Annotated in this window: 17 protein-coding genes; 6 read left to right on the forward strand and 11 right to left on the reverse strand. The window is 71.7% G+C overall.

All coding sequences use genetic code 11. The features are described from left to right. Positions 1-114: 114 nt before the first annotated feature. The 7 genes from MFF40_RS12355 to MFF40_RS12385 all read right to left on the reverse strand — a co-directional run bounded on the left by MFF40_RS12355 (position 115) and on the right by MFF40_RS12385 (position 15,831). Positions 115-3,501 carry a maltotransferase domain-containing protein gene (locus MFF40_RS12355; RefSeq protein ID WP_238260645.1) on the reverse strand — a complete coding sequence of 1,129 codons (3,387 nt, stop codon included), beginning with the start codon at positions 3,499-3,501 and terminating at the stop codon, positions 115-117. 554 nt (positions 3,502-4,055) lie between these two features. Next, positions 4,056-8,975, reverse strand: coding sequence for a malto-oligosyltrehalose synthase (locus MFF40_RS12360; RefSeq protein WP_147897970.1), 4,920 nt, complete (start codon positions 8,973-8,975; stop codon positions 4,056-4,058). Next, the gene (gene treZ, locus MFF40_RS12365; RefSeq protein ID WP_238260647.1) at positions 8,972-10,777 is read right to left on the reverse strand and encodes a malto-oligosyltrehalose trehalohydrolase; all 1,806 of its coding nucleotides are present in this window, start codon (positions 10,775-10,777) and stop codon (positions 8,972-8,974) included. The genes MFF40_RS12360 and treZ overlap by 4 nt, the downstream gene beginning before the upstream one ends. 174 nt (positions 10,778-10,951) lie before the next feature. Then, entirely contained in the window at positions 10,952-11,512 is a 561-nt protein-coding gene (locus MFF40_RS12370; protein WP_238260649.1) for a type II toxin-antitoxin system VapC family toxin, read from the reverse strand. A 3-nt stretch (positions 11,513-11,515) separates the two neighbouring features. Next, entirely contained in the window at positions 11,516-11,740 is a 225-nt protein-coding gene (locus tag MFF40_RS12375) for a hypothetical protein (protein ID WP_047170722.1), read from the reverse strand. Between the two features lie 182 nt (positions 11,741-11,922). Next, positions 11,923-14,037 (reverse strand): glycogen debranching protein GlgX, encoded by a 2,115-nt coding sequence (glgX, locus tag MFF40_RS12380; protein ID WP_238260651.1) that lies wholly within the window; start codon positions 14,035-14,037, stop codon positions 11,923-11,925. A 372-nt stretch (positions 14,038-14,409) separates the two neighbouring features. Then, on the reverse strand, positions 14,410-15,831 hold the full coding sequence (locus tag MFF40_RS12385; protein ID WP_147855976.1) for an alpha,alpha-trehalose-phosphate synthase (UDP-forming): 1,422 nt from the start codon (positions 15,829-15,831) through the stop codon (positions 14,410-14,412). Positions 15,832-16,312: 481 nt separating this feature from the next. Here MFF40_RS12385 and MFF40_RS12390 point away from each other — a divergent pair, with 481 nt between their 5' ends. The 4 genes from MFF40_RS12390 (at position 16,313) to MFF40_RS12405 (ending at position 18,486) form a co-directional block, all read left to right on the forward strand. Continuing rightward, on the forward strand, positions 16,313-16,822 hold the full coding sequence (locus MFF40_RS12390) for a hypothetical protein (RefSeq protein ID WP_147855975.1): 510 nt from the start codon (positions 16,313-16,315) through the stop codon (positions 16,820-16,822). A gap of 4 nt (positions 16,823-16,826) precedes the next feature. Beyond that, positions 16,827-17,240 (forward strand): phage holin family protein, encoded by a 414-nt coding sequence (locus MFF40_RS12395; protein ID WP_147855974.1) that lies wholly within the window; start codon positions 16,827-16,829, stop codon positions 17,238-17,240. A 5-nt stretch (positions 17,241-17,245) separates the two neighbouring features. Continuing rightward, positions 17,246-17,617, forward strand: a complete 372-nt coding sequence (locus MFF40_RS12400) for a DUF3618 domain-containing protein (protein ID WP_187277808.1) — start codon at positions 17,246-17,248, stop codon at positions 17,615-17,617. Between the two features lie 92 nt (positions 17,618-17,709). Further along, a complete protein-coding gene (locus tag MFF40_RS12405) occupies positions 17,710-18,486 on the forward strand; it encodes a hypothetical protein (protein ID WP_147899248.1) in 777 nt (258 codons plus the stop codon). A gap of 50 nt (positions 18,487-18,536) precedes the next feature. On the opposite strand, the gene MFF40_RS12410 is transcribed toward MFF40_RS12405, so the two are convergent. The 3 genes from MFF40_RS12410 to MFF40_RS12420 all read right to left on the reverse strand — a co-directional run bounded on the left by MFF40_RS12410 (position 18,537) and on the right by MFF40_RS12420 (position 22,084). Then, the gene (locus MFF40_RS12410; RefSeq protein ID WP_147856581.1) at positions 18,537-20,045 is read right to left on the reverse strand and encodes a malonate--CoA ligase; all 1,509 of its coding nucleotides are present in this window, start codon (positions 20,043-20,045) and stop codon (positions 18,537-18,539) included. Positions 20,046-20,197: 152 nt separating this feature from the next. After that, positions 20,198-21,607 carry a malonyl-CoA decarboxylase gene (locus MFF40_RS12415; protein ID WP_147856580.1) on the reverse strand — a complete coding sequence of 470 codons (1,410 nt, stop codon included), beginning with the start codon at positions 21,605-21,607 and terminating at the stop codon, positions 20,198-20,200. A gap of 285 nt (positions 21,608-21,892) precedes the next feature. Beyond that, on the reverse strand, positions 21,893-22,084 hold the full coding sequence (locus MFF40_RS12420) for a hypothetical protein (protein ID WP_147856579.1): 192 nt from the start codon (positions 22,082-22,084) through the stop codon (positions 21,893-21,895). A gap of 336 nt (positions 22,085-22,420) precedes the next feature. Between MFF40_RS12420 and MFF40_RS12425 the strand changes: the two genes are divergently transcribed. Continuing rightward, the gene (locus tag MFF40_RS12425; protein ID WP_238260775.1) at positions 22,421-23,593 is read left to right on the forward strand and encodes an MFS transporter; all 1,173 of its coding nucleotides are present in this window, start codon (positions 22,421-22,423) and stop codon (positions 23,591-23,593) included. Here the strand turns inward: MFF40_RS12425 and cobD are convergent. After that, positions 23,586-24,614: a threonine-phosphate decarboxylase CobD gene (gene cobD / locus MFF40_RS12430; RefSeq protein ID WP_147899331.1), complete on the reverse strand. Its 1,029-nt coding sequence runs from the start codon at positions 24,612-24,614 to the stop codon at positions 23,586-23,588. The genes MFF40_RS12425 and cobD overlap by 8 nt on opposite strands. On the opposite strand from cobD, the gene cbiB reads away from it, so the two are divergent. Further along, positions 24,606-25,589 carry an adenosylcobinamide-phosphate synthase CbiB gene (gene cbiB / locus MFF40_RS12435; RefSeq protein WP_147899332.1) on the forward strand — a complete coding sequence of 328 codons (984 nt, stop codon included), beginning with the start codon at positions 24,606-24,608 and terminating at the stop codon, positions 25,587-25,589. The genes cobD and cbiB overlap by 9 nt on opposite strands. Positions 25,590-25,626: the final 37 nt, after the last annotated feature.

The following is a 25,626-nucleotide window of genomic DNA, read 5'->3' on the forward strand; positions in this document are numbered from 1 at the left end:
GACCGGCGGTCGGGACCGGCCGGGGCGCGGGCGGTCGGCCGCGCGGCGCAATGGTCGGCGACGGGCGGGCCCGTCGCCGGTGTCAGACGTCAGGGTGAGGTGCCACGGGTCGCCTCAGCCCGCAACCCGCCGCGGCGCCCGAAGACGCCAGATGACGCAGGATCGCTCGGCCGGATCGAGCGCGATGCGGTGGGTCTTGCCCCGCAACTCGAACCTGTAGCCCTGGATCAGGTCCTCAACCTCCACGGCGCCATCGTCGGGCAGGCCGAACAGCCAGAGCGGCACCTCGTAGGTGCATTCCTGGCGGTTCTTGGGATCGAGGTTGACCATCGTGAACACGCAATTGTCGCGCTCCGGCGTCGCCTTGGCGTAGGCGATGATCTGGTCGTTGGAGGCGCCGGTGAAGACCACGTTGCGGAAATCCCAGAGGGCGGGGTTCTCGCGCCGGATCTTGTTGAGCGCGACGATGTGCTCGCGGATGTTGCCGGGCCGGTCGTAGTCCCAGGCCTTCAGCTCGTATTTTTCGGAGTTCAGGTACTCTTCCTTGCCGGGATACGGCGCCGCCTCGCACAGCTCGAAGCCGTTGTAGATGCCGTAGACCGACGACAGGGTGGCGGCGAGCGTGCCGCGGATCACGAAGCCCGCCCGGCCGCTGGTCTGGAGGTAGTGCGGGTTGATGTCGGGCGTGTTGGCGAAGAAGTTCGGGCGGTAGTACTCGCCCATCTCGCCGGCCAGCTCCAGGGCGTATTCGGTGAGCTCCTGTTTGGTGTTGCGCCAGGTGAAGTAAGTGTAGCTCTGCTGGTAGCCCGCCTTGGCGAGCTTCTTCATCATCTTCGGCCGGGTGAAGGCCTCGGCCAGGAACAGCGCGTCGGGATAGCGGCCGTTGACCTCGGCGATCACCCATTCCCAGAACGGGATCGGCTTGGTGTGCGGGTTGTCGACCCGGAAGATGCGCACGCCCCTTGAGCACCAGCCGAGCAGGATGTCGCGCAATTCGATCCAGAGCGAGGGCAGGGCGCCCCCGTAGAAGTGGACGTTCGAGATGTCCTCGTACTTCTTGGGCGGGTTCTCGGCGAATTTCAGCGTCCCGTCGGGGCGCCACTCGAACCATTCGGGATGGTCCTTGATCCAGGGATGGTCGGGCGAGCACTGGATCGCGAAGTCGAGGGCGATCTCCATGCCGGAGGCGTGGCTTGCCGCCACCAGCCGCTCGAAATCCTCCAGCGTGCCGAGGTCGGGGTGCACGGCCTCGTGGCCGCCCTCCTCCGCGCCCACCGCGTAGACCGAGCCGACGTCGCCCGGCAGGGCCTTGAGGGTGTTGTTCTTGCCCTTGCGGTTGGTCCGGCCCACCGGGTGGATCGGCGTGAAGTAGAGCACGTCGAAGCCCAGCTCGCGGATCTCGGGCAGGCGCTTGATCACGTCGTCGAAGGTGCCGTGGCGGTTCACGTCCATCGATTGCGAGCGCGGAAAGATCTCGTACCAGGCGGAGAACCGGGCCGCGAGGCGGTCGGCGATCACCGGCAGCACCACCGGATAGCGGCTGAGATTCACCCGCTCGGCGTTCCGGCGCACCAGGCTCGCGGCCTCGGGCTGCAGGATCCGCTCAAGCTGGGCGGCCGAGCCGGTCTCCTCCGCGGCGAGCGCCGCGACCAGGGCGGCCAGCCGCTCCGCGTCGCGCCCGGCACCGCGGCCCCGGGCGAGGGACGCGGCGCTCTCCACCAGGGTGACGCCCTCGATCGTCTCCAGGCGGATGTCGACGCCGGCGGCGCGCTTCTTCAGGGTGTCGCGCACCCAGGAGGAGAACGGGTCGCGCCAGGCGATCAGGGTGAACTCGTAGCGGGCGTTGCGCTCCAGGGGGAATTGCCCGGCCCAGCGGTCGTTGTCGGCGAAGACCATCGGGTCCTCGCGCCACGCCTCGGTGCCGGCGACCCGCGACAGGATCGCGGCGTCGAGCACCTCGTGGCCGTCGGAGAAGATGTCGGCCTCGACCCGCAGGGATTCGCCGACGACGCGCTTCACCGCCGAGCGGCCGCCGTCGATCTCCGGGCTCACCGCCTCGATCACCACCCGGCCCTCGCCGGTCGGCGTGTCGCGCTCGGGCAGCTGGGCGACCTGGGCGGGCCCGGCGCTGAGGATGCGCAACTCGCCCGGGAGCAGGTCGATGGCGCTGCCGGGATGGAAGGCGATCGGCTCGGCCTCGGGGGTCCGGTCGACGAAGGCGCCGAGCATGCCGCCGGTGCGGGCGATGAGCGTGCCGGCCTCCACCGGCACCGGCCTGTCCGAGGGGTTGTAGAGCACGATCACGGCGTTCTGCGCCGAGGCTGGATGGCCGGTGTCGAAGCGGGCGAGCGCCACGAGGTCGCTGTCGGGGGCCGAGATGCGCATCTGCGCGCCCTCGACGTTGGCGGCCGGCAGCTCGGCCCGCAGGGCGTTGATCGCCCGGATCGAGGCGGAGATGTCGAGGCCGGTGTCGTTCTCGCGGTCGCGCGGGGTGGTCTCGACCACGTGCAGCGCCCGGCGGTAGCCCCATTCGTAGCCGATCGGCATCAGCACGCCGGCCGAGAAGAAGGCGGCCAGCGCGTAGCGGGTGCGCAGGTGCCGCGCCACCGCCTCGGGGCCGCCGCCGGCCTCGGCGGCCAGCCGCTTCATGTCGTGGTTTTCCGGGAAGGCGATCGAGGGCGCCAGCACCCGCAGGCGCTCGTACTGCTCCAGCGCCCAGGGCTTCTGCAGGTCCCACCAGGCGAAGGAGTTGAACAGGTAGTCGAAGCCGGCGCCGGCCGTGGCCTTCGCCTCCTCGAAGGTGCAGCCCAGGGTCTCGGCGGCGAACAGGCAGGCGGGGTCGCGGCCCTTGGCCTGCCCGATCAGGACGCGCCAGGTCTCGGGCGGGACCTTGTAGGCGGCATCGCACCGGAAGCCCGCGACGCCGAGCGCCTGGAGCCGGGCCACGTAGGCGCCCCAGATCCGGGTCAGCTCGTCCCGGGCGGCGGGGGTGTGATAGTCGAGTTCGGCCAGGTCGCCCCAGACCGTGCGGATCGACGGATCGTCCGGGTCGACGGCGGCCGGATGCATGATCGAGCCGTCGGGCTCCTTCATGAACAGGTCGGGCCGCTCCGTGACGAGCCGGGCGTTGTCGGCGGTGTGGTTGATCACGAGGTCGGTCATCACCGCCAGGCCGGCGGCCTCCGCGGCGGCGCAGAAGCGGCGGATCTGCTCGTCGTCGGGCGTGCCGTCCTGGTCGCGGAACCGCTCGTCGAGCCGCTCGGGATCGGCCACCGCGTAGAGGCTCTTCGAGCCGCCGGTCTGGTGGAACGGGTTGAGGTAGATCCAGTCGAAGCCGAGCGCCGCGATCCGGGGCAATTCGGCCGCCCAGTCGGAGACGCGCCCGACCAGCAGCGGGAACAGGTTGTAGATCCGCGGCCCCGCGGCGCGGGGCGCCGGGGAGGCGGGCAGGACGGCCTCGGCCCCGGTCGTCGCGGCGGCGGCTTTGGTCGGTGCGTTCATGCTGGTCTCTGGCTCCTGGTCCATGTCTCGTAACGCCCGAACCGCGCGGGCGTGCCTTACGTGGGACGGCGCGGATGTTCAGGTCCGCGCCACCCGCCTCTCAGCAGATTCGCATGACAGGGCCGCGAGGGGCCTGCCGATCGTGTTCTTCGTAGCAGCGGCGGACCCGTGCATCCTCCCTCCCCCCTTTGCGGGGGAGGGTGGCTCTCGAAGGGGGTCGGGCCGGGACGAAGTCCCGCAAGAGGGGAGCGACGGTGCAGGAGAAGGCCGCGGCCTTCATGCTGGTCCACCCTCCCCCGCAGAGGCTACGACGTTCAGACATCGGCACTCATAGGGCGCGACGAACCCCCTCTCCCGTGCGGGAGAGGGTTGGGGTGAGGGATGCGACATCTCCGGAAAGACCTGATCCCTCACCCGGCTCTCTGCGAGAGCAGACCTCTCCCGCACGGGAGAGGGGACCCGCGCCTGATCCTGCGACCGTGTTGCCCAGCCTGATCTGTGAATCCGGTAGCCGGCAGAGGGGGGAGGGAGATCCGCCGATCCGGCCGATTCCCTCACGATTCCCGCCGCAGGACCGCGTAGGGCAGGTCGCGCAGGAGCTGGCCGAGGTCGGCCCCCTCCCCTCCGGTCTCCACGACCCGCCCCGAGACGAGGTCGCGCCAGATCGTGCCGACCCCGAGATCGACCCGGGTGCCGGCGAACGCCTCGCCCGACCAGACCGCGTCGCCGACGATGCCGGCGAACAGGCGCGGCACCGCCACGAACAGGTCGCCGCCCTCCTCGCCCGGGTCGGTCCGCCGGTAGGCGATCACGTGGGCCGCCCGGTCGCCCCTGGCCTCGACCGGCTCGTAGGCCGCGCTGGCGTAGAAGGCCGGCCGCTCGGCCCGCTCGGCGAGCAGACGCGCCAGGGTCGCCTGCTTGACCCGCCCGTCCGGCCAGTGCGCCAGGAGCGCGGCCGGTTCGCCGCCCTGTTCGAGCATCCGCTCCAGGGCCGGGTAATCCACCGGGCGGCGGTTGTCGGGATCCACGAAGGAAAAGTCCCAGACCTCCGTGCCCTGGTAGGTGTCGGGCAGGCCCGGCAGGGTGCATTTCAGGACCGTACGGCCCAGCCCCGCCAGCATGCCGAGATGGGCGAGCCGCCGGGCGAAGGGGCGCAACTCGCGCAGGAAGTCCGAGCCCGGGGCGATCAGCGCCGAGAACAGCTTCTTGACCGCGCCCTCGTAGACCTCGTCGACGTTGACCCAGCTCGACCGGCGCTTGCCCTCGCGCATGGCCTTCTCGCCGTAGGCGATCAGACGGTCGCGGAAGTCCGCGATCGCCGCCGTCTCGTCCCGCTCCAGCAGTTCCAGCGGCCAGGCGCCGAGGATCGCCTGGAAGAACATCCACTGGTCGTTGGCATCCGGGGCCGGCTCGCCGTCGATCCGGGCGAGGTGCGGCCCGGCGGTGCGCTGCCACAGGTCCCAGGCGCCGGCCCAGCCCTCCGGGATCTCGGACAGCGCGAGCATCCGGGTCCGGGCATCCTCGCCGCGCTTGGTGTCGTGGGTCGCCGTGGTGATCATGGCGTTCGGCCAGTCGCGGGCGCGGGCGATCTGGAGGTCGTGGAAATGCTCGGCGTCGATGCCGTACTCGCCGGGATCGCCGCCGACCTCGTTGAGGCCGAGCAGGCAGGCGTACCGGTAGAACAGCGTGTCCTCCAGGCTCTTGGCCATGACCGGGCCGGTGAGCTGCTGGAACCGGCGGCGGAAGCGCAGGACCACCCGCGGGTCCGGGCGCCCCGGCCCCGTGGTCTCGATCCGCCCGAGCAGCACGTCGGCGGCGAAGTCGTGCACCGAGCGGTCCGGCAGGCTCGACCAGCGCTTGGCCTTGGCGACCGCGCCCTCGATCAGCCGCACGTCCTCGGGCTCGACCTCGCCCTCCTCCAGCTCCGGCGGCAGGTAGCTGCGATAGGTCGGGAAGCGGGCGATGACCTCGATCAGGGCCCGGCGCAGGGCGTTGACGGTGAAGTCGCGGGTCCGCCGGTCGGCGTCGGCCACCTCCTTGAGATCGGAGGTCAGGACTTCCAGCTCGCTGGCGAAGCTGATCTCCAGGATCTCGGCCTTGGCGGCGCGGAGCTGGAACCCGTAGGGCTCGTCGAAGCCCGAGGCCCATTCGTACAGGCGCCGGACCTTCCCCTGGCGCTCCTTGTCCACCAGGATGCCGTCGAGCTGGTTGAGCACGTCGTAGCCCGTGGTCCCGGCCACCGGCCAGGGCCGCAGCCGCTCCCCGGGCTCCAGGATCTTTTCCACCACCACGTAGAAGCCCGGGCCGACGGCGGCCTGGAGCGCGCGGGCGTAGCCCAGCGGGTCGGCGAGCCCGTCGATGTGGTCGATGCGCAACCCGTCGATCCGGCCCTCGCGGATGTGGCGGAACACGGTCTCGTGCGAGCGGTGGAAGATGTCGGACAATTCCACCCGCAGGCCGGCGAGCGAGTTCACGTCGAAGAACCGGCGGTAGTTGATGTCGCTCGACGCCACCCGCCAATGGGCCAGCCGGTAGGCCTGGGCCTCCAGGAGCCGGTGCAGCGGCCCGAAGCTGTCCGGGCGGCCCTTGAAGCCGTTGAGCAGCGCCAGGGTGCTGGCGGTGGCCTCCTGGATCAGCGGCGAGACGCCGTAGATCTCGGCGAGCCGGCGCTTGAGCCCCTCGGCCTCCTCCGGGAAGCCCGTCCGGCGGGTCTCGTCGGCGTCGATCGCCATGGCGCGCAGGCGCTCGGAGATGGCGAGCAATTCCGCGGTGGTGTCGTCGTCCACCGCGCCGATGGCGGCGATCACCCGGTTCAGGATGGTCGGATAGCTCAACGGGCGGATCGGCAGCTGGTGCTCGTAGTGCCAGACGCTGAAGGCGCCGGCCTCGGGATCGAACTTCAGCTCCAGCGTGCCCTGCTCCAGGGCCTCGCCGTAGCGCTCGCCTAGGAACGGGATCACCAGGTTGCGGCCGGCGCCGAGGCGCTGCCAGTCGATGTCGAAGGCGTCCGCGAAGGGCGAGAGGGAGCCCCATTCGAGCACGGAGAGCCACCACGGGTTGTCGGAGCCGCCGACGCCCATGTGGTTCGGGACGATGTCCAGCAGCAGCTTCAGCCCGTGCCCGTGCAGGGTCTCGGAGAGCCGGACGAAATCCGCCTCGCCGCCGAGTTCCGGGTTGATCGCGCCGTGATCGACGATGTCGTAGCCGTGGGTCGAGCCGGGCCGCGCCTTCTGCAGCGGCGAGGCGTAGACGTGGCTGATCCCGAGCTTCTTGAGATACGGGACGATCCGCTCCGCGTCCGCGAAGGTGAAGTCCTTGTGGAACTGCAGCCGGTAGGTCGATTGCGGCGGCGGCACGGCCAGCCGGGCGGAGCCCGAGCGCGGGCCCCGGGACTCGGCCGAGAGCGAGGCCGCCAGCTTGGCGAGCGGCCCCCCGGGGGCGGCGATGTCCACGAGGTCCCGGTCGAGCTTGCGCCGCCAGTTCGGATAGCCCTCGGTGGAGCCCGGCACGTTGGCCTGGGCCAGTTCCGAGACCACGTCCTCGTACTGCACGGCCGTCAGCATCGAGGGGGCGCGGGCGAGGTAGCGGGCGGCGGCCTCGAACGGCGCGGCCTCGGGGGGCTCGGCCGTCGGCAGGAGCTGCTCCCCGGCCAGCGCCTCGGTGAGGCGGCGGCGCTCGACCACCCGCTCGCCGCGCTCGGCCTCGGCGCGGTCCTGGTCGTACAGGCCCAGCGACTGGCGGGTGTCGGTGTCGACCCCGCGCCACCAGCCGACGAAGGTCGGCAGGTCGTGGGTGGTGATGGCGGTGAGCGCGTCGCGCGGGTAGGCGGAGGGGGCCTTGAACCGTCCGTCCCCTTCCCGCTCGAAGGCCAGGATCCGGTAGCTGAGCACGCCGGCCCGCATCAGGGCGTCGGAAAAACCCTCGGGCGCGGTGCCGAGATCCTCGGCGATGACCAGGCACTTGTTGCGGTGGCTCTCCAGCCGCAGCACCGCCAGCATCGGCTCGAACGGCATCGCCACGTAGGCGCCGGCATGGGCGCCGGCCCCGAGCGGGATCAGGAACAGCCTTGCGAGCTGGAAGGCGTGGTCGATGCGGATCGCGCCGGCATGGCGCATGTTGGCCTGGACCAGGGCCCGGAACGCCGCGAGGCCGTCGCGCTCCATCTCCAGCGGGTCGAAGGCGGGCAGGCCCCAGTTCTGACCCTTGGGGGCGAGCAGGTCCGGGGGCGCGCCGATCGAGACCCGGTCGGCGAAGCGCTCGGGATGGGACCAGATCTCGGAGCCGCCCCGGTCGGCGCCCACCGCGAGGTCGCGGTAGAGCCCGACCCGCATGCCGGCCGTGAGCGCCGTCGCGGAGGCCGCCGCGAGCTGGCGGTCGGCGAGGTATTGCAGCCAGGCGTGGTAGCCCACCGCCTCGGCCTTTTCGGCCGCGAAGGCCACGACCGCGTCGGTTCCGGCGCGGCGGTACTCCTCCGGCCAGTCGCCCAGCCAATGGGCGCCCTGCTGCCGGAAATGCTCGGACAGGGCCTCGAACACCGCGTGGGCGGCGAGGTCGACGCCGCCCTCCTGGCGGAAGCGCTCGAAGTCCGCGTCGGTGCCGGCCCGGGCCGGGGATTCGAGCCAGAGGGCGCGCAGCACCGGGTCGAGCATGTCGGCCACGCCCTGGTGGTCGACGAGCGCCGCCTCGCGCAGCGCCGTGATCGCCTCGGCGCGCTCGGCGAGCAGCGCCTCGGCCCTTGAGCCGGCGAGCCCCGGCAGGCTGCGCGGCGCGATGAAGAGGGTCTCGAGGAACAGCCGCGAGGACGGCGAGTAGGGCGAGATCTTGGTCCGGTCGGAGCCGAACAGGGCGTGGACCGGGCTCAAGCCGAGGAACGCCGCCCCGCGCAGGGCCGCCTCGCGGGCGGCCTCGCCGGCATCCGCGTAGGTGCCGATGCCGATGTTGGTGGCCGAGCGCAGGCCGTAGAGCTGGGCGGCCATGCCCCAGTCGGAGGCGCCCTCCTCCGTGTAGGGCCGCGGGCGCCAGCAGCGCTGGGGCGCGGCGATCACCCAGGATTCGGCCCGGATCCGGCCGGCCTGGACGGTGAGGCGGTGGTAGCCCGGGGTCAGCGGCGGCAGCTCGAAGCCCGCACCCTGGCCCGGCTCCGCCCCCTGCAGGTTGGCCCGGCCCTCGCGCGCCGCGCCGCGCTCGTCCACGAGGCGCCAGACCAGGGTGTGCGGGGCGCCGTCCTGGACGCGCACCGGCACTCGCGCGGCGCGGCGCGCCTCCACGGGCAGGAGCGGCGGGACCAGGCCGCAGCGCAGGGCCTCGACCTGGGCCAGGCTCTCGCTGATGCCGGCCTCGTCCTCGACCGCGAAGCCGAGCGCCGCGAGCAGGCCGCGCCGGACCTCCAGGGAGGTCTCCACCGGCTGGCCGAAGGCGTCGGTGTATCCGGAGGCGACGCCGACGAGGGCGGCGAGTTTTTCGAGGGGGCTCACGCGTGGGTCTCCGCGAGGAACAGGCCGGTCCAGGCGGGCAGGTCCCGTCCGGTCTTGTCGGGGGCGTTGGTCCAGACCACCCGGGCATCGCCCGGATCGACCGCGAAGGCCGCGTCCCCGACATTGGCGACGAACCGCAGGGTGCCGGCGCCGAAGCGCCAGGTGCAATCGACCACGTCGGATCGCGGCAGGGTGGCGGCGGCGCCCTGGTAGCCGGACTTCGCCAGCGGCACCACGACGTCCCGGCGCAGAGAGAGCAGCCGTGTCGTCTCGGCCAGCACCTCGCGGTGCGGCGAGCGCGCCCGCTCCGACCAGTCGAGCTTCGAGGCCTCGAAGGTCTCGCGCTCGGTCGGATCCGGGATCTTCGAGGTATCGTCGGCGAACGCCGCAAAACTCTTGAACTCCCGGCGGCGGCCCTCGCGCACCGCGGTGTTGAGGTCCGTATCCGGGGCGAAGTCCACGAAGAACAGGAACGGCGTCGAGGCCGACCATTCCTCGCCCATCCAGAGCATCGGGATCTGCGGCGCCAGCAAAAAGCCGGCCCGGGCGAGATCGAGCTTTTTCGGGTCGGCCAGATGCGAGAGCCGCTCGCCGAGCGCCCGGTTCCCGACCTGGTCGTGGTTCTGCAGGAAGGTCACGAAGGCCGAGGGCGGCAGGTGGCCCGAGGGCTCGCCGCGCGGGTGGTTGTCGAGGGTGGCGAACGGCTCGCCCTGATACGCGAAGCCCTCCGCCAGGCAGCGGGCCAGGCGCTCGACTGGTTTGTCGGCAAAGCTTTGATAATAGCCGGCGTCCTCGCCGGTGAGCAGCACGTGCCAGCAATGGTGCAGGTCGTCGGCCCATTGCGCGTCGTGCATCTTCGGCCGCCCGGCGCCGTCGCGCTCGAGCCAGCGCGCCTGGTTGGCCTCGTTCTCGAGCATCAGGTGGATGTCGCGGTCCGGGAAGGTCTTGCGGACCGTCTCACCGAGCTCGGCCAAGAAATGGCGCGGGGAATCGTCGAGGATGGCGTGGACGGCGTCGAAGCGCAGGCCGTCGAAATGGTATTCCTCCAGCCAGTACAGGGTGTTCTGGATGAAGAACTGCCGCACGGTGGCGCCGCTCTCCTTGCCGTCGAAGTTGATGCCGGCGCCCCACGGGGTCTGGTGGCGCTCGGTGAAGAAGGTCTTGGCGTAGGCGTGCAGGTAATTCCCGGCCGGCCCGAAATGGTTGTAGACCGCGTCGAGGTAGACCATCAGCCCGAGCCCGTGGGCGGCGTCGATCAGGCGCTTGAGGTCGTCCGGGCGGCCATAGGCGCCGTCGGGGGCGTAGGGCAGGACCCCGTCGTAGCCCCAGTTGCGCGAGCCCTTGAAGTCGGCGAGCGGCAGCAGCTCGATCGCGGTGACGCCGAGCGCCTTGAGATCGGGCAGGCGCGCCTGCAGGGCGGCATAGGTGCCCTCCGGGGTCGCGGTGCCGACATGGCACTCGTAGATCACCGCCTCCTCGAACGGGCGCCCGGTCCAGGCCTCGTCCGTCCACGCGAAGGCGCGCGGATCGATGACCTCGCTGAGGCCCGAGACGTCGTCCGGCTGGAAGCGCGAGGCCGGGTCCGGCGCCACGAGGTCGCCGTCGACCCGGAAGCCGTAGCGGGCGCCGGGCTTCACCCCGGGCAGGGCGGTGCGCCGCCAGCCGCCGCCGGATTCCGGCAGCGGATGCGCGACGCCGTCGACGACGAGCTCGACGCTCTGGGCGGTCGGCGCCCAGAGCGCGAAGCGCACGCCGCCCCCCACCATCTCGGCTCCGAAATCCATGCTGTGGGCGCGCCGCATCGGGCCACGGTCCTCGTCGTTGGCCGTGCGCCCCGAGGGACAAGCGCGGCAGGGATCATTGTCGTGGGAGAAGGCCCCGCGCACGATCCGGTTCCCGCAGCGCAGCTATGGCGACGTGATGAGACGGCCAGCGTGCGAAAAATGGCGCGGGGGACCAAGTGGTAGGCTGTGGGGTCACGTTCGATAGAACAGGACCTGGCTATCCGGGCGGAGTTGCAACAGGGCGTCGAAGTCCCTGAGGTTGCGCGTGAGCACGCAGAAGCCGAGCTTGAGCGCCTGCAGGAACAGGACGCAATCGTGGAGTGCGCCCATGCGGTCGTCCTTTGCATAGCCCTGGATCCGGCAGAGCATGCCCGCATAGACGGCGGCGCTTCCCAGGATCTCGGCGTCGGGCGTGAAGATCCGGTGCGCCGGCATCGCGTCGATCGCGGTTCCGATTGCCGCGACGGCCTGGGCGCTGCGAGGGTCCTTGGGATCGAGGACCCCTACCGTGTGCATCAACTCCTGGATGGCGACAGTGCTGTGGTTCACGATCCGGATGCCGAGGAGATCCTCGACCAGGGGCGGCGCCCTCCCCTGCATCTGGTCGATGTAGACGCAGGTATCGAGCAGGAGCGGACGGCCTGCCTGCGCCTGCCCCTCCAGGAAGGGCAATGCGGTATCGTCCCGGCGCTGCAACGCCGTCTTCGGTGCCTGCCGACGCAGCCGTTCCGCAGCCTTGAAGGTGAAGGCCACTCGCTAGAAGCTCAGGTCGAGTTCCGGGTCGACCGAGGCCCGCAGCGTGCGGAATACGTCCGCGAAGCCATCCTCGATGGCGATGTTGGCGAGCGCGAACTCGATCAGCGCGGTATCGGAGTGAAGCCCCGTCCGGGCCTTGGCGCGTTCGATCAATTCCGGCGCGACGCGTCCGGAGATCCGGCTGGCCTTGCCCCGGGTCAGGCCGCTTTCCTGCGCGCGGGCCATGACAGCGGTAACGGAAGGGGCAAGGGCTGTCTCAGTTCCTGAGGCCTGCCTCGGCTGCGAACGATCTCCAGCCATGGCGATGCTCCGATGACGTTCAACAAATCGTATGATCAGGCAACGTAACGCGCAGGACCCCCGCGCGCAATCATCTCGCTTCGACCGGCTCGAACTGGGGCCTGCTCTCAACCCCTCGGCACCCAACCGCTCGACACCCCCGCCCCCACGCCCGCCGCGGTGAGCACCAGCACCGAGCGGCCCGGCAGCGGCACCGGCGCGTCCGGCCCGTAGGACGGGGCGCCCGGCGGGACCGTGCCGGCGGCCTCGCCGGTGTCGAAGGCCGGCTGCCAGGGGCCGCCGATCACCGGGGCGAGGCGGAAGTCGAGGGGCTCCACCCCGGCGTTGAACAGCAGCAGCAGGCGGTCGCCGTCCCCGTCGTTGCCGATCTGCATGCCGAACACCTGCAGGCCGTCGTCGGCCCAGTGGTGGTTCTCCATCTCGGTGCCCTCGGGGGCGAGCCAGTGCACGTCCCGGAGGGGCGCCTCGGGGGCGACCGGGGCGCCGGTGAAGAAGCTCCGCCGCCGCAGGGCCGGCTGGGCCCGGCGCAGGGCCAGGAGATTCGCCACGAACGCGGTGAGCTGCGGGTCCGGGTCGCTGGTCCAGTCCATCCAGCTGATCGGGTTGTCCTGGGCGTAGGCGTTGTTGTTGCCGCCTTGGCTGCGGGAGCGCTCGTCGCCCATCAGCAGCATTGGCACGCCCTGGGCCAGCATCATCGTGGCCAGCATGTTGCGCTTCTGGCGGGCGCGCACGGCCAGGATGCCCACGTCGTCGGTGTCGCCCTCGACGCCGTAATTGCAGCTGACGTTGTGGCCGTGGCCGTCGCGGTTGTCCTCGCCGTTGGCCTCGTTGTGCTTCTGCTCGTAGGCCACCGTGTCGGCCAGGGTGTAGCCGTCGTGGCTGGCGATGAAGTTGACGCTGGCGAGCGGCGAGCGGCGGGACGGGGCGAACACCTCGCGCGAGCCGGTCAGCCCCTGGGTCAGCTTCGCCAGGGTGCCGGAATCGCCCTTCCAGAAGCCGCGGGCGGCGTCGCGGAACTTGTCGTTCCACTCGCTCCAGCCGCGCGGGTAGCCGCCGAGCTGGTAGCCGCCCTCCCCGATGTCCCAGGGCTCGGCCACCATCTTGACCCGGGCGAGCACCGGATCCTGCGCCACCGCCTGGAAGAAGGCCGCCTGCGGGGTGAAGGCGAGCGGCGCGCGCCCGAGGCTGGTGGCGAGGTCGAACCGGAAGCCGGCGATGCCGTAGGCGGTGACCCAGTGGCGCAGGGAATCGAGCACCAGCTGCATCACCCGCGGGTGGCTCGCGTCGAGGGTGTTGCCGCAGCCGGTGCAATCGATCGTCCGGCGCCGGTCCGCGGGGTCGAGCTTGTAGTAGCTGGCATTGTCGATGCCGCGGAACGACAGGGTCGGGCCGCTGTGGTCGCCCTCGGCCGTGTGGTTGTAGACCACGTCGAGCCAGGTCTCGATCCCGGCGGCGTTCAGCTCGCGGATCGCCGCCTTGAGGCCGCCCAGCCCGCCCTCCCCGAGGTAGCGCGGATCCGGGGCGAAGTAGCCCAGGGGCTGATAGCCCCAGAAGTTGACGAGCCCCTTCTCGACCAGAAAGCGGTCGTCCGCGAAGGCCTGGATCGGCAGCAGCTCCAGGGCGGTGACCCCGAGCTTGACCAGGTGCGCGATGATCGCCGGGTGGGCCAAGGCCGCGTAGGTGCCGCGCTCCGCGTCCGGGATGGCGGGATGGGTGCGGGTCAGCGCCTTGACGTGGGCCTCGTACACCACGGTCTCGGTGAGGGGCCGGCGCAGCGGGGCCAGCGCGAGGTCGGGCACCTCCGGGGCCGTGACCACCCCCTTGGGCATGTAGACCGCGCTGTCGCGCCGGTCGATCCGGCTCTCGTTTCCCCGGCGGTGGCCGTAGAGCGCGTCGTGCCAGCGGATCCGGCCCCGGATCTCCCTGGCATAGGGGTCGAGCACCAGCTTCGAGGCGTTGAACCGGTGGCCGTTGGCCGGATCCCAGGGGCCGTGCACCCGGTAGCCGTAGAGCTGGCCCGGCAGCACCCCGCGCAGGTAGCCGTGCCAGACGTCGTCGGTGCGGCAGGGCAGCCGGACCGTACGGGTCTCGTGCCGCTCCCCCGGCTCGAACAGGCAGATGTCCACCGCGGTGGCGTGCTCGGAGAACAGGGCGAAGTTGACCCCGCGCCCATCGAAATGCGCGCCGAGCGGCGCCGGCACCCCGTCATCGACGGCGATCATGGGCGGAGTCCAGTTTTCTGGGAGGTGGGGCGACGCGCGTGCCGGCGCCGGCGAGCGAGGTCAGCCATCGGGGCCGACGGCAAGTCGCTTGGAACAATGCGCCTTGCCCCGTCCCCGCAAGGCTCGCGGGCGGTACGGACCTGCACGGGGACTACGATCACGTCGTCGGCCGGATGAGGCCCGGGTCCCCTCTCCCGTGCGGGAGAGGTCTGCTCTCGCAGAGAGCTGGGTGAGGGATGCGCGTTTTCCGGAAAGACCTGGTCCCTCACCCCAACCCTCTCCCGCACGGGAGAGGGGGCGCGGCGCGGCCTGCAAGAGCGATGGCGCCTCAAAGCGGTATCGACATCGTCGGCGTCAGCGCAAAAGAACCGGCTACTCGGCGGCCGCGGCCGTCGTCGGCGCCTCGCGCTCCATGGTGCGGAAGTTCTCCAGCTCCGACAGGAAGTTGCGGGCCCACCAATCCACGTCCTCGCGGGTCATGCGCTCGACCATCGGCTTCCAGCGCGCCAGCCGCTCGGCCTTGGGCATGTACAGGGCGGAGCGGATCGCCTCGGCGACCTCGAACCGGTCGTAGGGGTTGACCAGCAGCGCCTCGGGCATCTGCCGGGCCGCGCCGGCGAATTTCGACAGGACCAGCACGCCCGGATCGTCCTCGCTCTGCGCGACCACGTATTCCTTGGCGACGAGGTTCATGCCGTCGCGCATCGGCGTGACCAGGCCGACCCGGGCCGCCCGGTACAGGCCGGCCAGGACCGGGCGCGGATAGGCCTTGGTGATGTACTGGATCGGCGTCCAGGCCGGGTCGCCGAGCGCGCCGTTGATCTCGCCGACCTTCTCGTTCACGTCCCGGGCGAGCTGCTCGTATTCCGGCACCTCGCTGCGGGATTTCGGGGTGATCTGGATGTAGGTGACGTTGCCGCGCTGGTCGGGATTCGAGGCGAAGAAGCTCTCCACCGCCTCCATCCGCTCGGACACGCCCTTGGAATAGTCGAGCCGGTCCACGCCGATCAGCAGCTTGCGGGTGCGCAGGCCCGCCATGGTCTCGCGCACCACCTTGTTGGCGTTGGCCTTCTCGGCCGCCTCCTTGAAGCCGGCGACGTCGATCCCGATCGGGAAGGCGCGGATCCGGGTGCGGCGCCCGTCGACCATCAGCGAGCCGCCGCCCAGCGGGATCGCCCGCTGGGTGTCGACCAGGTTGCGCTGCAGGTTCTGGACGTCGGCCTCGGTCTGCAGGCCGATCAGGTCGTAATCGACGATGGCGCGCAGCAATTCGGTGCTGGCCGGCAGCGAGTTGAACACGTCGGCGGCGGGCCAGGGGATGTGGTGGAAGTAGCCGATCGGGTTGTCGAGCCCGAGGCCGCGCAGCTCGGCGGCCAGCGGCAGCAGGTGGTAATCGTGCACCCAGATGATGTCGTCGGGCTCGACCAGCTTGGCGAGCGCCCGGGCGAAGGTGCGGTTGACCCGGCTGTAGCCGGCGTAATCCGAGCGCGAGAACGCGCCGAGCCCCAGGCGGTAATGCATGATCGGCCACAGGGCCCGATTCGCGAAGCCAGCGTAATATTCCAGGTGGTCCTGCGGCGAGAGGTCGACCACCGCGTACTGGACCCGGCCGCGGTCGATCAGCGTCGGCTCCTCGGAGGGCTCCTCCGTGATGTTGCCGCTCCAGCCGAACCACAGCCCCTCGTAGGCGGTGAACGCCTCCTTCACGGCGACCGCGAGGCCGCCCGCCGCAACCGCCTTCCCGCCATCCTCGGGGATGGCGACGCGGTTCGATACGATCACAAGGCGTGCCACGCGGGTCGGCTCCGGATCATGGGCGCGGTCCGCGTCGAGGACCTCGCCGCGCCTGCATCGGGACTTCATCTTATAGCAGAACGCGCGGAGTCCCTGCGCGATCCTTTGTCGAAGCAACCCAAGCGTGAAGCCGGGCGCGGGTCAAGTCGAGCACGCCGCCGCGCCGGACAGGATCGCCGCCCTGTCCGGTGCCGGCCGCCGGGTTCCGAAAGCCTCCGACGCCGTCCGGTCAGCCTTCGAAGGCAACGCGAAGGGAAGCCCGGAGCGTGTTGAAGGGTGGCCGAAGCGTCGCCGTCGTGCAAGCGTGGCGGTTCTGCCAGACCGCGCCTGAACGCCGGCTGAGCGGCGGCCGCGAACGCGCGCGGGGCGGTCGTTCCGGATCGGCCGGAACCGGTGACAGCCCAACCGGTTACTCAGCCATCGCGGGGGCCGCGGTCGCCGCGAGCGGCACCATCCCTGCGCCGCGAGGAGTGTTTTCGAGATGGCCGGCAACGAGTTCCCGCAGGACGCGCCGAAGGACCCGCTCAAGGATCCGCTGCACGATGGCCCCGGCGAGCGCGCCCAGTGGCGCGCGCTGCAGGGCGACGTCGAGGGTCTGGCCGACGAGGCCGCCGAGCGCGGCCGCGGCCTGATCGATGCGGCGCGTCTCCAGGCCCAGGACTACGTCGAGCGCCGCAAGGGCGACGCCGCGCAGTCGGTCCACGAACTGGCGCAGACGATCCGCAATTCCGGCCGCGACCTCGGCGACAAGCCGAACGTGCGCGCCTTCTTCGACAGCGCCGCCGACGGCCTCGAGCAGCTCGGCTCCTCGATCGAGCGGCGCAGCCTCGGCGACTTCTACGGCGAGGCCGAGGCCTTCGCCCGGCGCGCGCCGGTGGCGGTGGCGGTGGGCACCTTCGTGGCCGGCCTGATCGCCGCCCGGTTCATCAAGTCGTCGAGCCTGCCGCCGGACGCCCCGGACGGCGACGCCCGCGACAGCTTCCGGGCCTGAGACCATGGCCCAGGGTCCTGATCCGCGCCAGACCGGCGCCTCCAGCATTCAGAGCCTGATCGGCGACGCGCTGCGGGAGACCAACGAGCTCGCCCGCAAGGAGATCGCGCTGTTCCGCGCCGAGATGGCGGGCAACGTCCGCCAGCTCATCGTCGGCCTGGCCTGCATGGTCGGCTCCGCGGTGTTCGCCGTGGTCGCCCTGCTGGTCCTGATCGGCGCGTTCGTGAAGTGGCTCGCCACCATCGTGGGCTCCGAATGGCTGTCGGCGCTCATCGTGGGCGGCGTGCTGCTGGTCATCGCCGTCGGCATGGCTCTGTGGGCGCGCAGCGTCCTGTCCCTCTCCACCCTGGCGCCGACGCGTACGACGCGCCAGGTGCGCCAGGATGCCCAGGCCCTGTCGGAGCGCGTGTCCGGATGAGTTCGATGACCGACCTCGAGAAGGAAATCGAGGCGAGCCGGGCCCGGCTCGACGAGACGATCGACCAGATCCAGGGGAAGCTCTCGGTCCCGAACATCGTGGACGAGATGCTGGGCAACGCCCGGCGCACGCCCGCGCTGAGCGGCGTCTACGACGGCGCGCTGGAGGCGGTGCGCCGCAACCCGGTGCCGGTCCTGCTGATCGCCGCCGGGGTGGGGCTGCTGTTCAACCGGATGGCCCGGGATTCCGAGCGCCGCCGGACCCAGGTCTCGGCCGAGCGCGTGGCCACGCTCAACACCGGTGCGGCCCGCGGCTACGACCCCGATCTTCCGACGGCGCGCCCGGCCCGCGATCCCCTCGAGAAGACCGACATCTGACACCCGAACTGTGACGACCCGCGCCCGGCCGGAGAGCCGGGAGGGGCAGCGCCTCCCGGGCGCCGCCGCGACGGACATCCGAGGACACCGCCATGACCGACAAGCCGAATCCGTCCAGCCTCCCCGATCAACTCGCCGCCGCGGCGGGCATGCCGACCGGCTCGAGCGACAGCAGCCTGCGGCCCGATCCGGCCGGACACGGCGATCCGCGTCCGGCTCCCGGCGAGGCGGCCGGCGACTTCACGCTCCGCCCCGACCCGCGCGGACTGCACGACCCGCTGCCGCCCGGCGCCGCGACCCGGCCGATCGATGCGGCGGCATCCGCGCGGGAGAACGCCCAGGCGGCCGGCGAGCGCGCCAGCGATCTCGCCGGACAGGCCCGCCAGACCGTATCGGAGCTGGCCGACGACATCGGCGACCGCCTCGGCAGCGCCGCCGACCAGGCCCGCGCGCGGGCCGCATCGGCCTATGACGACGCCCGGGAGCGTGCCGGGGCACTGCACAAGCGCAACCTGCGGGCGCTCGACGACATCACCACCCAGGGGATCGACGGTCTCCAGCGCGGCCGCAGCGCGGTCGAGCGCTTCGTGGATGACAACCCGCTGCTGGTGGGCGTCGTCGGCGTCGCCGCCGGCCTGCTGCTCGGCGCGCTGCTGCCGCGCACCCGCCAGGAGGACCGCAACATCGGTCCGTGGGCCGACGAGGTCCGCGACCAGGGTCTGCGCTACGCTCGCGAGGTGACCAGCATGGGACGCGAGTTCGTTCAGACCGCCCTCGACCCGGACAACCTCAACGCCGCGGTCCGCAAGGCCACGGATTCCGACGGCCACACGCCACCGGAGAACGAGCGGACCGCGCATAACCTCTGATGACGACGAAGAAACCGCCCGCTGGCCCCGTGGCCAGCGGGCGGTTTCTTTTATGCTCGATACAGTCCCGCATGCGCCTCACGGAGCAGGTTTTTCTGGACCTTGCCCATGGTGTTGCGGGGCAACTCGTCCACGAACAGCACGCGCTTGGGGCATTTGAACCGGGCGAGACGGTCCTCCAGAGCCGCCAGCACGCCGGCCTCGTCCGGTGCGTTCGCGCCGCCGACCACCACGGCTGTGACGGCCTCACCGAAATCCGGGTGCGCCAGGCCGATCACCGCGGATTCGACCACGCCCTGCAGGGCGTCGATCTCGGTCTCGACCTCCTTGGGGTAGACGTTGAAGCCCCCTGAGATGATCAGGTCCTTGCCGCGCCCGACGATGTGGACGTAGCCCCGGGCGTCGACCTTGCCGAGGTCCCCGGAGATGAAGAAGCCGTCCGGCCGGAACTCGGCTTCGGTCTTCTCCGGCATCCGCCAGTAGCCCTTGAACACGTTCGAGCCCTTGACCTCGATCATCCCGACCGCATCCGGACCCAGCGCCGCGCCGGTTTCGGGATCGACCACCCGCAGGGATACGCCCGGCAGCGGGAATCCCACCGTGCCGGCGACCCGGTCCCCCGTGTAAGGGTTCGAGGTGCTCATGTTGGTCTCGGTCATGCCGTAGCGCTCGAGGATGGCGTGGCCGGTGCGGGCCTGCCAGTCCCGGTGCGTCTCGGCGAGCAGCGGCGCCGAGCCCGACACGAACAGCCGCATGCCTTTCGCGGCCTCCGGGGTGAGGCCGGGCTCCTTCAGGAGGCGCGTGTAGAAGGTCGGCACGCCCATCAGGGCGGTCGCCCGGCCCATCAGGCTCAGGATCAGCTTCGGGTCGAGGCGCGGCAGGAACAGCATCGTGCCGCCGCTCGCCAGCACCGTGTTGGTCGCCACGAACAGCCCGTGGGTGTGGAACACCGGCAGGGCGTGGATCAGCACGTCGTCGGCGGTGAAGCGCCAGATCTCGACCAGCGTGCGGGCGTTCGAGGCGAGGTTGTCGTGGGTCAGCATGGCGCCCTTGGAGCGCCCGGTCGTACCCGAGGTGTACAGGATCGCGGCGAGATCCTCCGGGCCGCGGGGCACGTCCGTGAAATCGGTGGCCTGCCGGTCCGCGGCCTCGGCGGCGCTGCCGGTCCCCGCGGCATCCAGCGTCCAGGTCTCGCGGATGCCGGAGGCGGCTCCGGCGAGGGCGTCGCGCCGGCCCGGATCGCAGACGAAGATCGTCGGCTCGGCATCGCCTAGGAAATATTCGATCTCCGCCGGGGTGTAGGCCGTGTTGAGCGGCAGGAACACGGCGCCGGCCCGCACGACGCCGAGATAGAGGAAGATCACCTCTGGGCTCTTCTCGACCTGGACCGCCACCCGGTCGCCGGGCCGCACGCCCGCCGCCCGCAGGGCCGCCGCGTAGGCGCCGGAGCGAGCGATCAGGTCCGCGTACCTGTAGCGACGCCCCTCCGGGGTCTCGATCGCGATCTTGGCGGGATCCGGAACGCCGTCCCGGACCAGGGAGAAGAGGTGGTTCGTCATCGTGAGGCTGGAGCTATCACGGGCCATCGGGTTCAGGCAGCCATAGAACCGTTGGCAACCGCCCCGCAATCGGGGCCGGCTCTCCGCCATGACGTTCACTGGCCGTCGATGCTCGAACCGATATCCCCTCCAGGGTGCAGGAAGCCCCCGGCTCACGCCTCGGCGAGCACCACGGCCCGCGGCGGCGGCAGCTTGGTCCGCAACTCCCGGGTCACGGCCGGCGAAGCCGCCACGGTGCCGAGATTGGCGTAGGTCTCGTGGTTCTTCTCGATCGCCGCGAGGTCGTAGAGGTAGTTCACCATCAGGCCGTGCGACTGGGCCAGCCCCTTCTTCGCGGTGTCGCCGAGGAAGTTGATGCGGTCCAGCCGGGCGCCGTTGCCGAGGTGGAACCGGGCCACCGGGTCCAGCGGGCGCCCGCGCTCGTTCTTGGCGCGCAGGAAATAGGCGGCCGCGGCCGGGATCAGCGCCTTGCGCACCGCCTCGGCCCGGGCCTTGTCGGCGTGCCAGTCCGGATCGTCCAGGGCCCGCAGGATCTCCACGTCCTCTGGCAGCAGCCCCTGCGGACTGTCGGCCCGGCGCTCCCGGGCGAGCCAGGCCGCGAAGCCCGGCACCGGCGAGAGCGTGACGAAGGTCTTGAGCGAGGGCACCTCGCGGGTCAGATCCTCCACCACCTGCTTGATCAGAAAATTGCCGAAGGTGACGCCGGCCAACCCCTTCTGGCAGTTGGAGATCGAGTAGAAGATCGCCGTGGTGGCCGCCCGCGGCTGCAGCGGCTTGCGCTCCCGCGACAGGATCGGGGCGATCGCCGGGGCGACCTGCTCGGTGAGCGCGACCTCGACGAAGATCAGCGGCTCGTCGGCCAGGGCCGGGTGGAAGAACGCGAAGCAGCGCCGGTCCGGCGGCTCGATCCGGGCGCGCAGGTCGTCCCACCCGGAGATCGCGTGCACCGCCTCGTACCGGATGATCTTCTCCAGAATATGCGCCGGCGTGGTCCAGTCGATGTGCCGCAGCACCAGGAAGCCCCGGTTGAACCAGGACGCGAACAGGTGCTCGAAATCGGAATCCAGGCTATCGACCGCATCGAGCACCGCCGGGTCCGCCTCGGTCCCGGTCCGCAGCGCCTTGCGCAGGTCGAACAGATCCTCGCGCATCCGCACCAGGCTCAGCGTGCCGCCGCGGGCGAGGTTGAGGCGGCGGATCAGCTCCTGGCTGCGCGGCTCGGCAGCCTCGTGCAGGGTGCCGAGGCGGGCGCGGGTCGGATCGGCCCGGTAGGCGGCGATCGCCTCGTCGACGGCGGCGTGGTCCGCGTCGAAATCCAGCGCGATCGCCCGCAGGAAGGCGTGGCGCTCCGGCTGGCCGAAGCTGGCGTAGCGGTCGAGGATCAGCCGGGCCAGCGCCACCCCGGAGGCCTCGCCGCGCCGGGAGATCAGGTCCTCGCACAGCTTGACCAGCTCGCCGGCGCTGGCGCGGCCGCCGATCTCGCCGCGTCCGATGCCGATCAGGTCGCGGCCGCGCTCGCTGATGGTCTGGAGCAGGTCGCCGAAGAAGGAGATCGCCGCCATGACCCTCGCACTGACCCCTGTCGGACCTGACGTCTCTCCGGCCCCGTCCGCCGGTCTGCGGAGCGGGGCGCCGCCGCCCCGTCACGCAGGGGGACGCGGCGGCTTCCGGTTCCGTCCGCCATTCTATGGTGGCGCAGCCGTCACGACCAGAGCTTGAGCGGTCGCACGAAACGACGGGACACCCATCCTGCAACTCGAAGACGAACACCGTGTGACGGGCGGAACCAGGGGTTCACCATGCACCGTCCCGAACGACGGCGTTCGGGGAGGATGCGACGCGGCCCTTCAGAGGCGCTCGGCCAGGGTGGCGAGGTCGGCCCGCTCCCGCCAGTCGCCGAGGCCGTGCTGGCGAGCGAAGCGGAGTTCGGCCGCCCGGAGCGCGCGCTCCGGATCGCGGGCCCGCGTGATCTCGACGGACCCGATGGTGAAGGGCACCCCGAGGATCTCCCGGGCGAACTCGACGCGGTAGTTCGGCATCCCGTACTCCCTGCTGCAGCGGTTCCGACGTCGCCGTGCGGAACGAAGTTAGCCCCAAAGCCGTATCCGGGTGAGGAACCCTGATGACATGCGGCACCCGGGACACGGTCGGCGGCGCTTCCGCCGCGGACGGCCTGAACCGCGTCGATCGCATATGGTGCTGGGCGCGGACCCGTGAAGGGGCACGGGGCGTGGCGGAGGGCTGCAGGGCCGGCGCTTGCCGGACGGCGCGCTCTGCCCGTATCGGTCTCGCCCCTCCCTCCCCGACACGGACCCCATGATGGCCCCCATGCCGGCCCTGAAGCGGTGGCACGCCTGCCCGCCCCCGATCCTGCCGTGACCACCATCCTCGACGCGAAGGCCCGGCTCGGCCTGACGCTGATCGCTGGCGGTGCCGTCGCCAACATCTATTACAACCAGCCGCTCCTCGGCCTGATCGTGTCCGAGTTCGGCGACGCCGCCGCCCTGTGGGTGCCGACCACGGCGCTCGTCGGCTACGGGCTCGGCATCATCGGGCTCGTGCCTCTGGGCGACGCCCTGCCCCGCCGCCGCCTGATCGTGGCGCAATGCCTCGGGCTCGCCGTGGCGCTGCTCGCTGTCGGCCTCGCCCCGAACCTCGCCTGCCTGGCCCTGGCGCATCTCGTGGTCGGCGTGCTCGCCTGCGCGGCGCAGCAGGCGGTGCCGTTCGCGGCCGAGCTCGCCCCGGATGCGAGCCGCGGGCGGATCGTCGGCCAGGTGATGACCGGGCTGCTGACCGGCATCCTGCTCGCCCGTACGGCGAGCGGGTTCCTGGGGGCGCATCTCGGCTGGCGGGCGGTGTTCCTGGCCGCCTCGCTCCTGGCGCTCGCCATGGCGGGCATCGCCCGCGCCACCCTGCCGCACACGCCCCAGACCCATCCCCTGCGCTATCGCGCCCTGATGCTGTCGATCCTGCACCTCGCCCGGTCGCAGCCGGTCCTGCGCACCGCGAGCCTGTCGCAGGCGCTGCTGTTCGCCGCCTTCAATGCGTTCTGGGCCACCCTGGCCCTGCTGGTCGAGAACCCGCCATTCGGGCTCTCTGCGGCCGGGGCGGGGCTGTTCGGGGTGATCGGGGTCTGCGGCGCGTTCGTCGCCCCCGTGTCGGGCCGCTTCACCGACCGGAGCGGCGCCCGGCCCGTGGTGCTGGGCGGCAGCCTGATGGTCGCCCTGTCGTTCCTGGTGCTCTGGGCCGGGGGCACGTGGTCTCTCGTCGCCGTCGGGCTCGGCGTCCTGTTGATCGACATCGGCATGAACGGCGCGCTCATCGCCAACCAGACCCGGGCCTACGCCCTGGTGCCGGGGGCCCGGGGCCGCATCAACACCGTGCTGTTCACGACCCTGTTCGTGTTCGGGGCGCTCGGCGCCTTCGCGGGCTCGCAGGCGTTCCTGATGGTCGGCTGGCCGGGCGTCTGCGCGGTGGGCCTGGTCTTCTCGGCGCTGGCCGTGCTGGTGGCGGCCCGCGACCGGCATGGGCCGGCGGCGCCTATTTGAGCACCCGCGACAGGCGGCACCACGCCGCCTTCCCGGCCGGCAGGCCGAAGCGCAGGCGCTCGGGCCGCTCGGGGAAGCGCCGCACGGCGATCCCGGCTTCCGCGAGCCGCCGGTACAGGCCCGGTCCGTCGGGGAAATCGGCGGTGCGGAACAGGCTGGTGCCGCCGATGACGGTGCCGCCGCCGCGGGCGATCAGCCGGTCGAGGCGGCCCGCATCCGCGGCCCGCGCCCGGGCGGTCTCGGCCCGCCACGCCGTGTCCGACAGGGCCGCCCGCCCGATCGCCAGGGCCGGCCCCGACACCGCCCAGGGGCCGAGCGCCGTACGGATCCGGCCCGCCGTCCCGGAATCCGTCACCGCGAAGCCGAGGCGCAGGCCGGCGAGCCCGTAGGTCTTGCCGAAGGAGCGCAGCACCACGAGCCCGGGTTCGACATGCGGGCACAGGCTCGACACCGGCTCCAGATCCGCGAAGGCCTCGTCGGCGACCAGCAGGCCGCCGCGCGCGCGCAGGGCTTCCGCCAGGGCGAGCCGCTCGGCGAGCGGATGGGTCCGCCCGTCCGGGTTGTTGGGATCGACCAGCACCGCCACGGGCGCGTCGCCGACCGCCTGGATCCCGTCGACCTGCGCCACCGCGTGGCCGGCCCGCGCCCAGGCGGCGGCATGCTCGGCATAGGTCGGGCCGATGACCGCGACCCGGGTCGGGGCCACCAGCCGGGGCAGGGTCTCGATCAGGATCTGGGTGCCGGGTGCGGGCACGACCTCGGCGGCGCCCGGAGCCCCGTAGGCCGCCGCGGCAGCCTCCCGCAGGGCATCGACCTCGGCGGCGGCGGGAAGCCGCGTCCAGGCGCTGGCCTCCACCGGCGGCACGCGATAGGGGACCGGATTGATCCCCGTCGAGAGGTCGAGCCAGGGTTCCGGCGCGTCGGGAAAGGCGTTCCGGAGCCCTCCGAGATCGCCGCCATGAGGGATGACACCCGGGATCGCCCCCGGCCTCGGAGCGGGATTCCAGAAACGATGCTCCATCCGCCCGACACGCTCGCCATCCTCGCCCTCGCCCTCGGGATCGAGGCGGCGTCCGGTTACCCGGACGCGCTCTACAGGGCCATCGGCCACCCTGTCACCTGGATCGGCCGTCTGATTTCTTGGCTGGAGCGCGGCTTGAACCGCGGCTCCGAGCGCCGCCGCCGGGTCGCCGGCTGCGGCGCGCTGCTGCTTCTTCTGGCGGTCACGGGGCTGCCGGCCTGGGCGCTCACCGGGCTCAGCCTCTGGGCCGGCCCCCTCCCCGCCCTGCTGCTCCTCGGCCTGCTCTGCGCGAGCCTGCCGGCGCAGCGCAGCCTGAACGACCACGTCGCGGCCGTGGAGACCACCCTGCGCGACGGCGGCCTGGAGGCCGGCCGCCGGGCGGTGTCGATGATCGTCGGGCGCGACCCGGACCAGCTCGACGGGCCGGCGGTCTGCCGCGCCGCGATCGAGAGCCTGGCGGAGAATTTTTCCGATGGGATCGTGGCGCCGGCCTTCTGGATCGGGTGTCTCGGCCTGCCCGGCGGCGCGCTCTACAAGGCGATCAACACCGCCGACAGCATGATCGGCCACCGCAGCCCGCGCTATGCGGCCTTCGGCTGGGCGGCGGCCCGGCTCGACGACCTGGTGAACCTGCCGGCCTCCCGGCTCGCCGGCCTGCTGATCGTCGGGGCGGCCGCCCTGCGCGGCGCCGACGCACGCGGCGCGCTCCGGGCGATGGCCCGCGACGCCGGCCACCACCGCTCGCCCAATGCCGGCTGGCCCGAGGCCTCCATGGCCGGGGCGCTCGGCCTGCGGCTCGCCGGCCCGCGGGTCTATGACGGTACCCTCGTCCCCGACGCCCATATGGGCGACGGCCGGGCCGAGGCCACGGCCGACGACATCGCCCGGGCGCTGACCCTCTATCGCACGGCCTGCCTGATCCAAGGGGGGCTCGTCCTGGCGCTGCTCGCCCTCTGGCTCGTCGCGATGGGCTGACCCGACGGTACGGCCTGCGCCAGGGCTCTGGTTTGCA

Origin of the sequence: Methylobacterium mesophilicum (assembly GCF_022179445.1) — a bacterium.
GTDB lineage: Bacteria > Pseudomonadota > Alphaproteobacteria > Rhizobiales > Beijerinckiaceae > Methylobacterium > Methylobacterium mesophilicum.

Excerpts from the sequence above, each read along its gene's own strand:
- MFF40_RS12375 (WP_047170722.1), bottom strand. The coding sequence starts at position 11,740 with ATGGCCCGCGCGCAGGAAAGCGGCCTGACCCGGGGCAAGGCCAGCCGG.
- MFF40_RS12405 (WP_147899248.1), top strand. The coding sequence starts at position 17,710 with ATGACCGACAAGCCGAATCCGTCCAGCCTCCCCGATCAACTCGCCGCC.
- MFF40_RS12390 (WP_147855975.1), top strand. The coding sequence starts at position 16,313 with ATGGCCGGCAACGAGTTCCCGCAGGACGCGCCGAAGGACCCGCTCAAG.
- MFF40_RS12355 (WP_238260645.1), bottom strand. The coding sequence starts at position 3,501 with ATGAACGCACCGACCAAAGCCGCCGCCGCGACGACCGGGGCCGAGGCC.
- MFF40_RS12400 (WP_187277808.1), top strand. The coding sequence starts at position 17,246 with ATGACCGACCTCGAGAAGGAAATCGAGGCGAGCCGGGCCCGGCTCGAC.
- MFF40_RS12410 (WP_147856581.1), bottom strand. The coding sequence starts at position 20,045 with ATGACGAACCACCTCTTCTCCCTGGTCCGGGACGGCGTTCCGGATCCC.
- MFF40_RS12420 (WP_147856579.1), bottom strand. The coding sequence starts at position 22,084 with ATGCCGAACTACCGCGTCGAGTTCGCCCGGGAGATCCTCGGGGTGCCC.
- cbiB (WP_147899332.1), top strand. The coding sequence starts at position 24,606 with ATGCTCCATCCGCCCGACACGCTCGCCATCCTCGCCCTCGCCCTCGGG.
- MFF40_RS12415 (WP_147856580.1), bottom strand. The coding sequence starts at position 21,607 with ATGGCGGCGATCTCCTTCTTCGGCGACCTGCTCCAGACCATCAGCGAG.
- glgX (WP_238260651.1), bottom strand. The coding sequence starts at position 14,037 with ATGATCGCCGTCGATGACGGGGTGCCGGCGCCGCTCGGCGCGCATTTC.
- treZ (WP_238260647.1), bottom strand. The coding sequence starts at position 10,777 with ATGCGGCGCGCCCACAGCATGGATTTCGGAGCCGAGATGGTGGGGGGC.
- cobD (WP_147899331.1), bottom strand. The coding sequence starts at position 24,614 with ATGGAGCATCGTTTCTGGAATCCCGCTCCGAGGCCGGGGGCGATCCCG.
- MFF40_RS12395 (WP_147855974.1), top strand. The coding sequence starts at position 16,827 with ATGGCCCAGGGTCCTGATCCGCGCCAGACCGGCGCCTCCAGCATTCAG.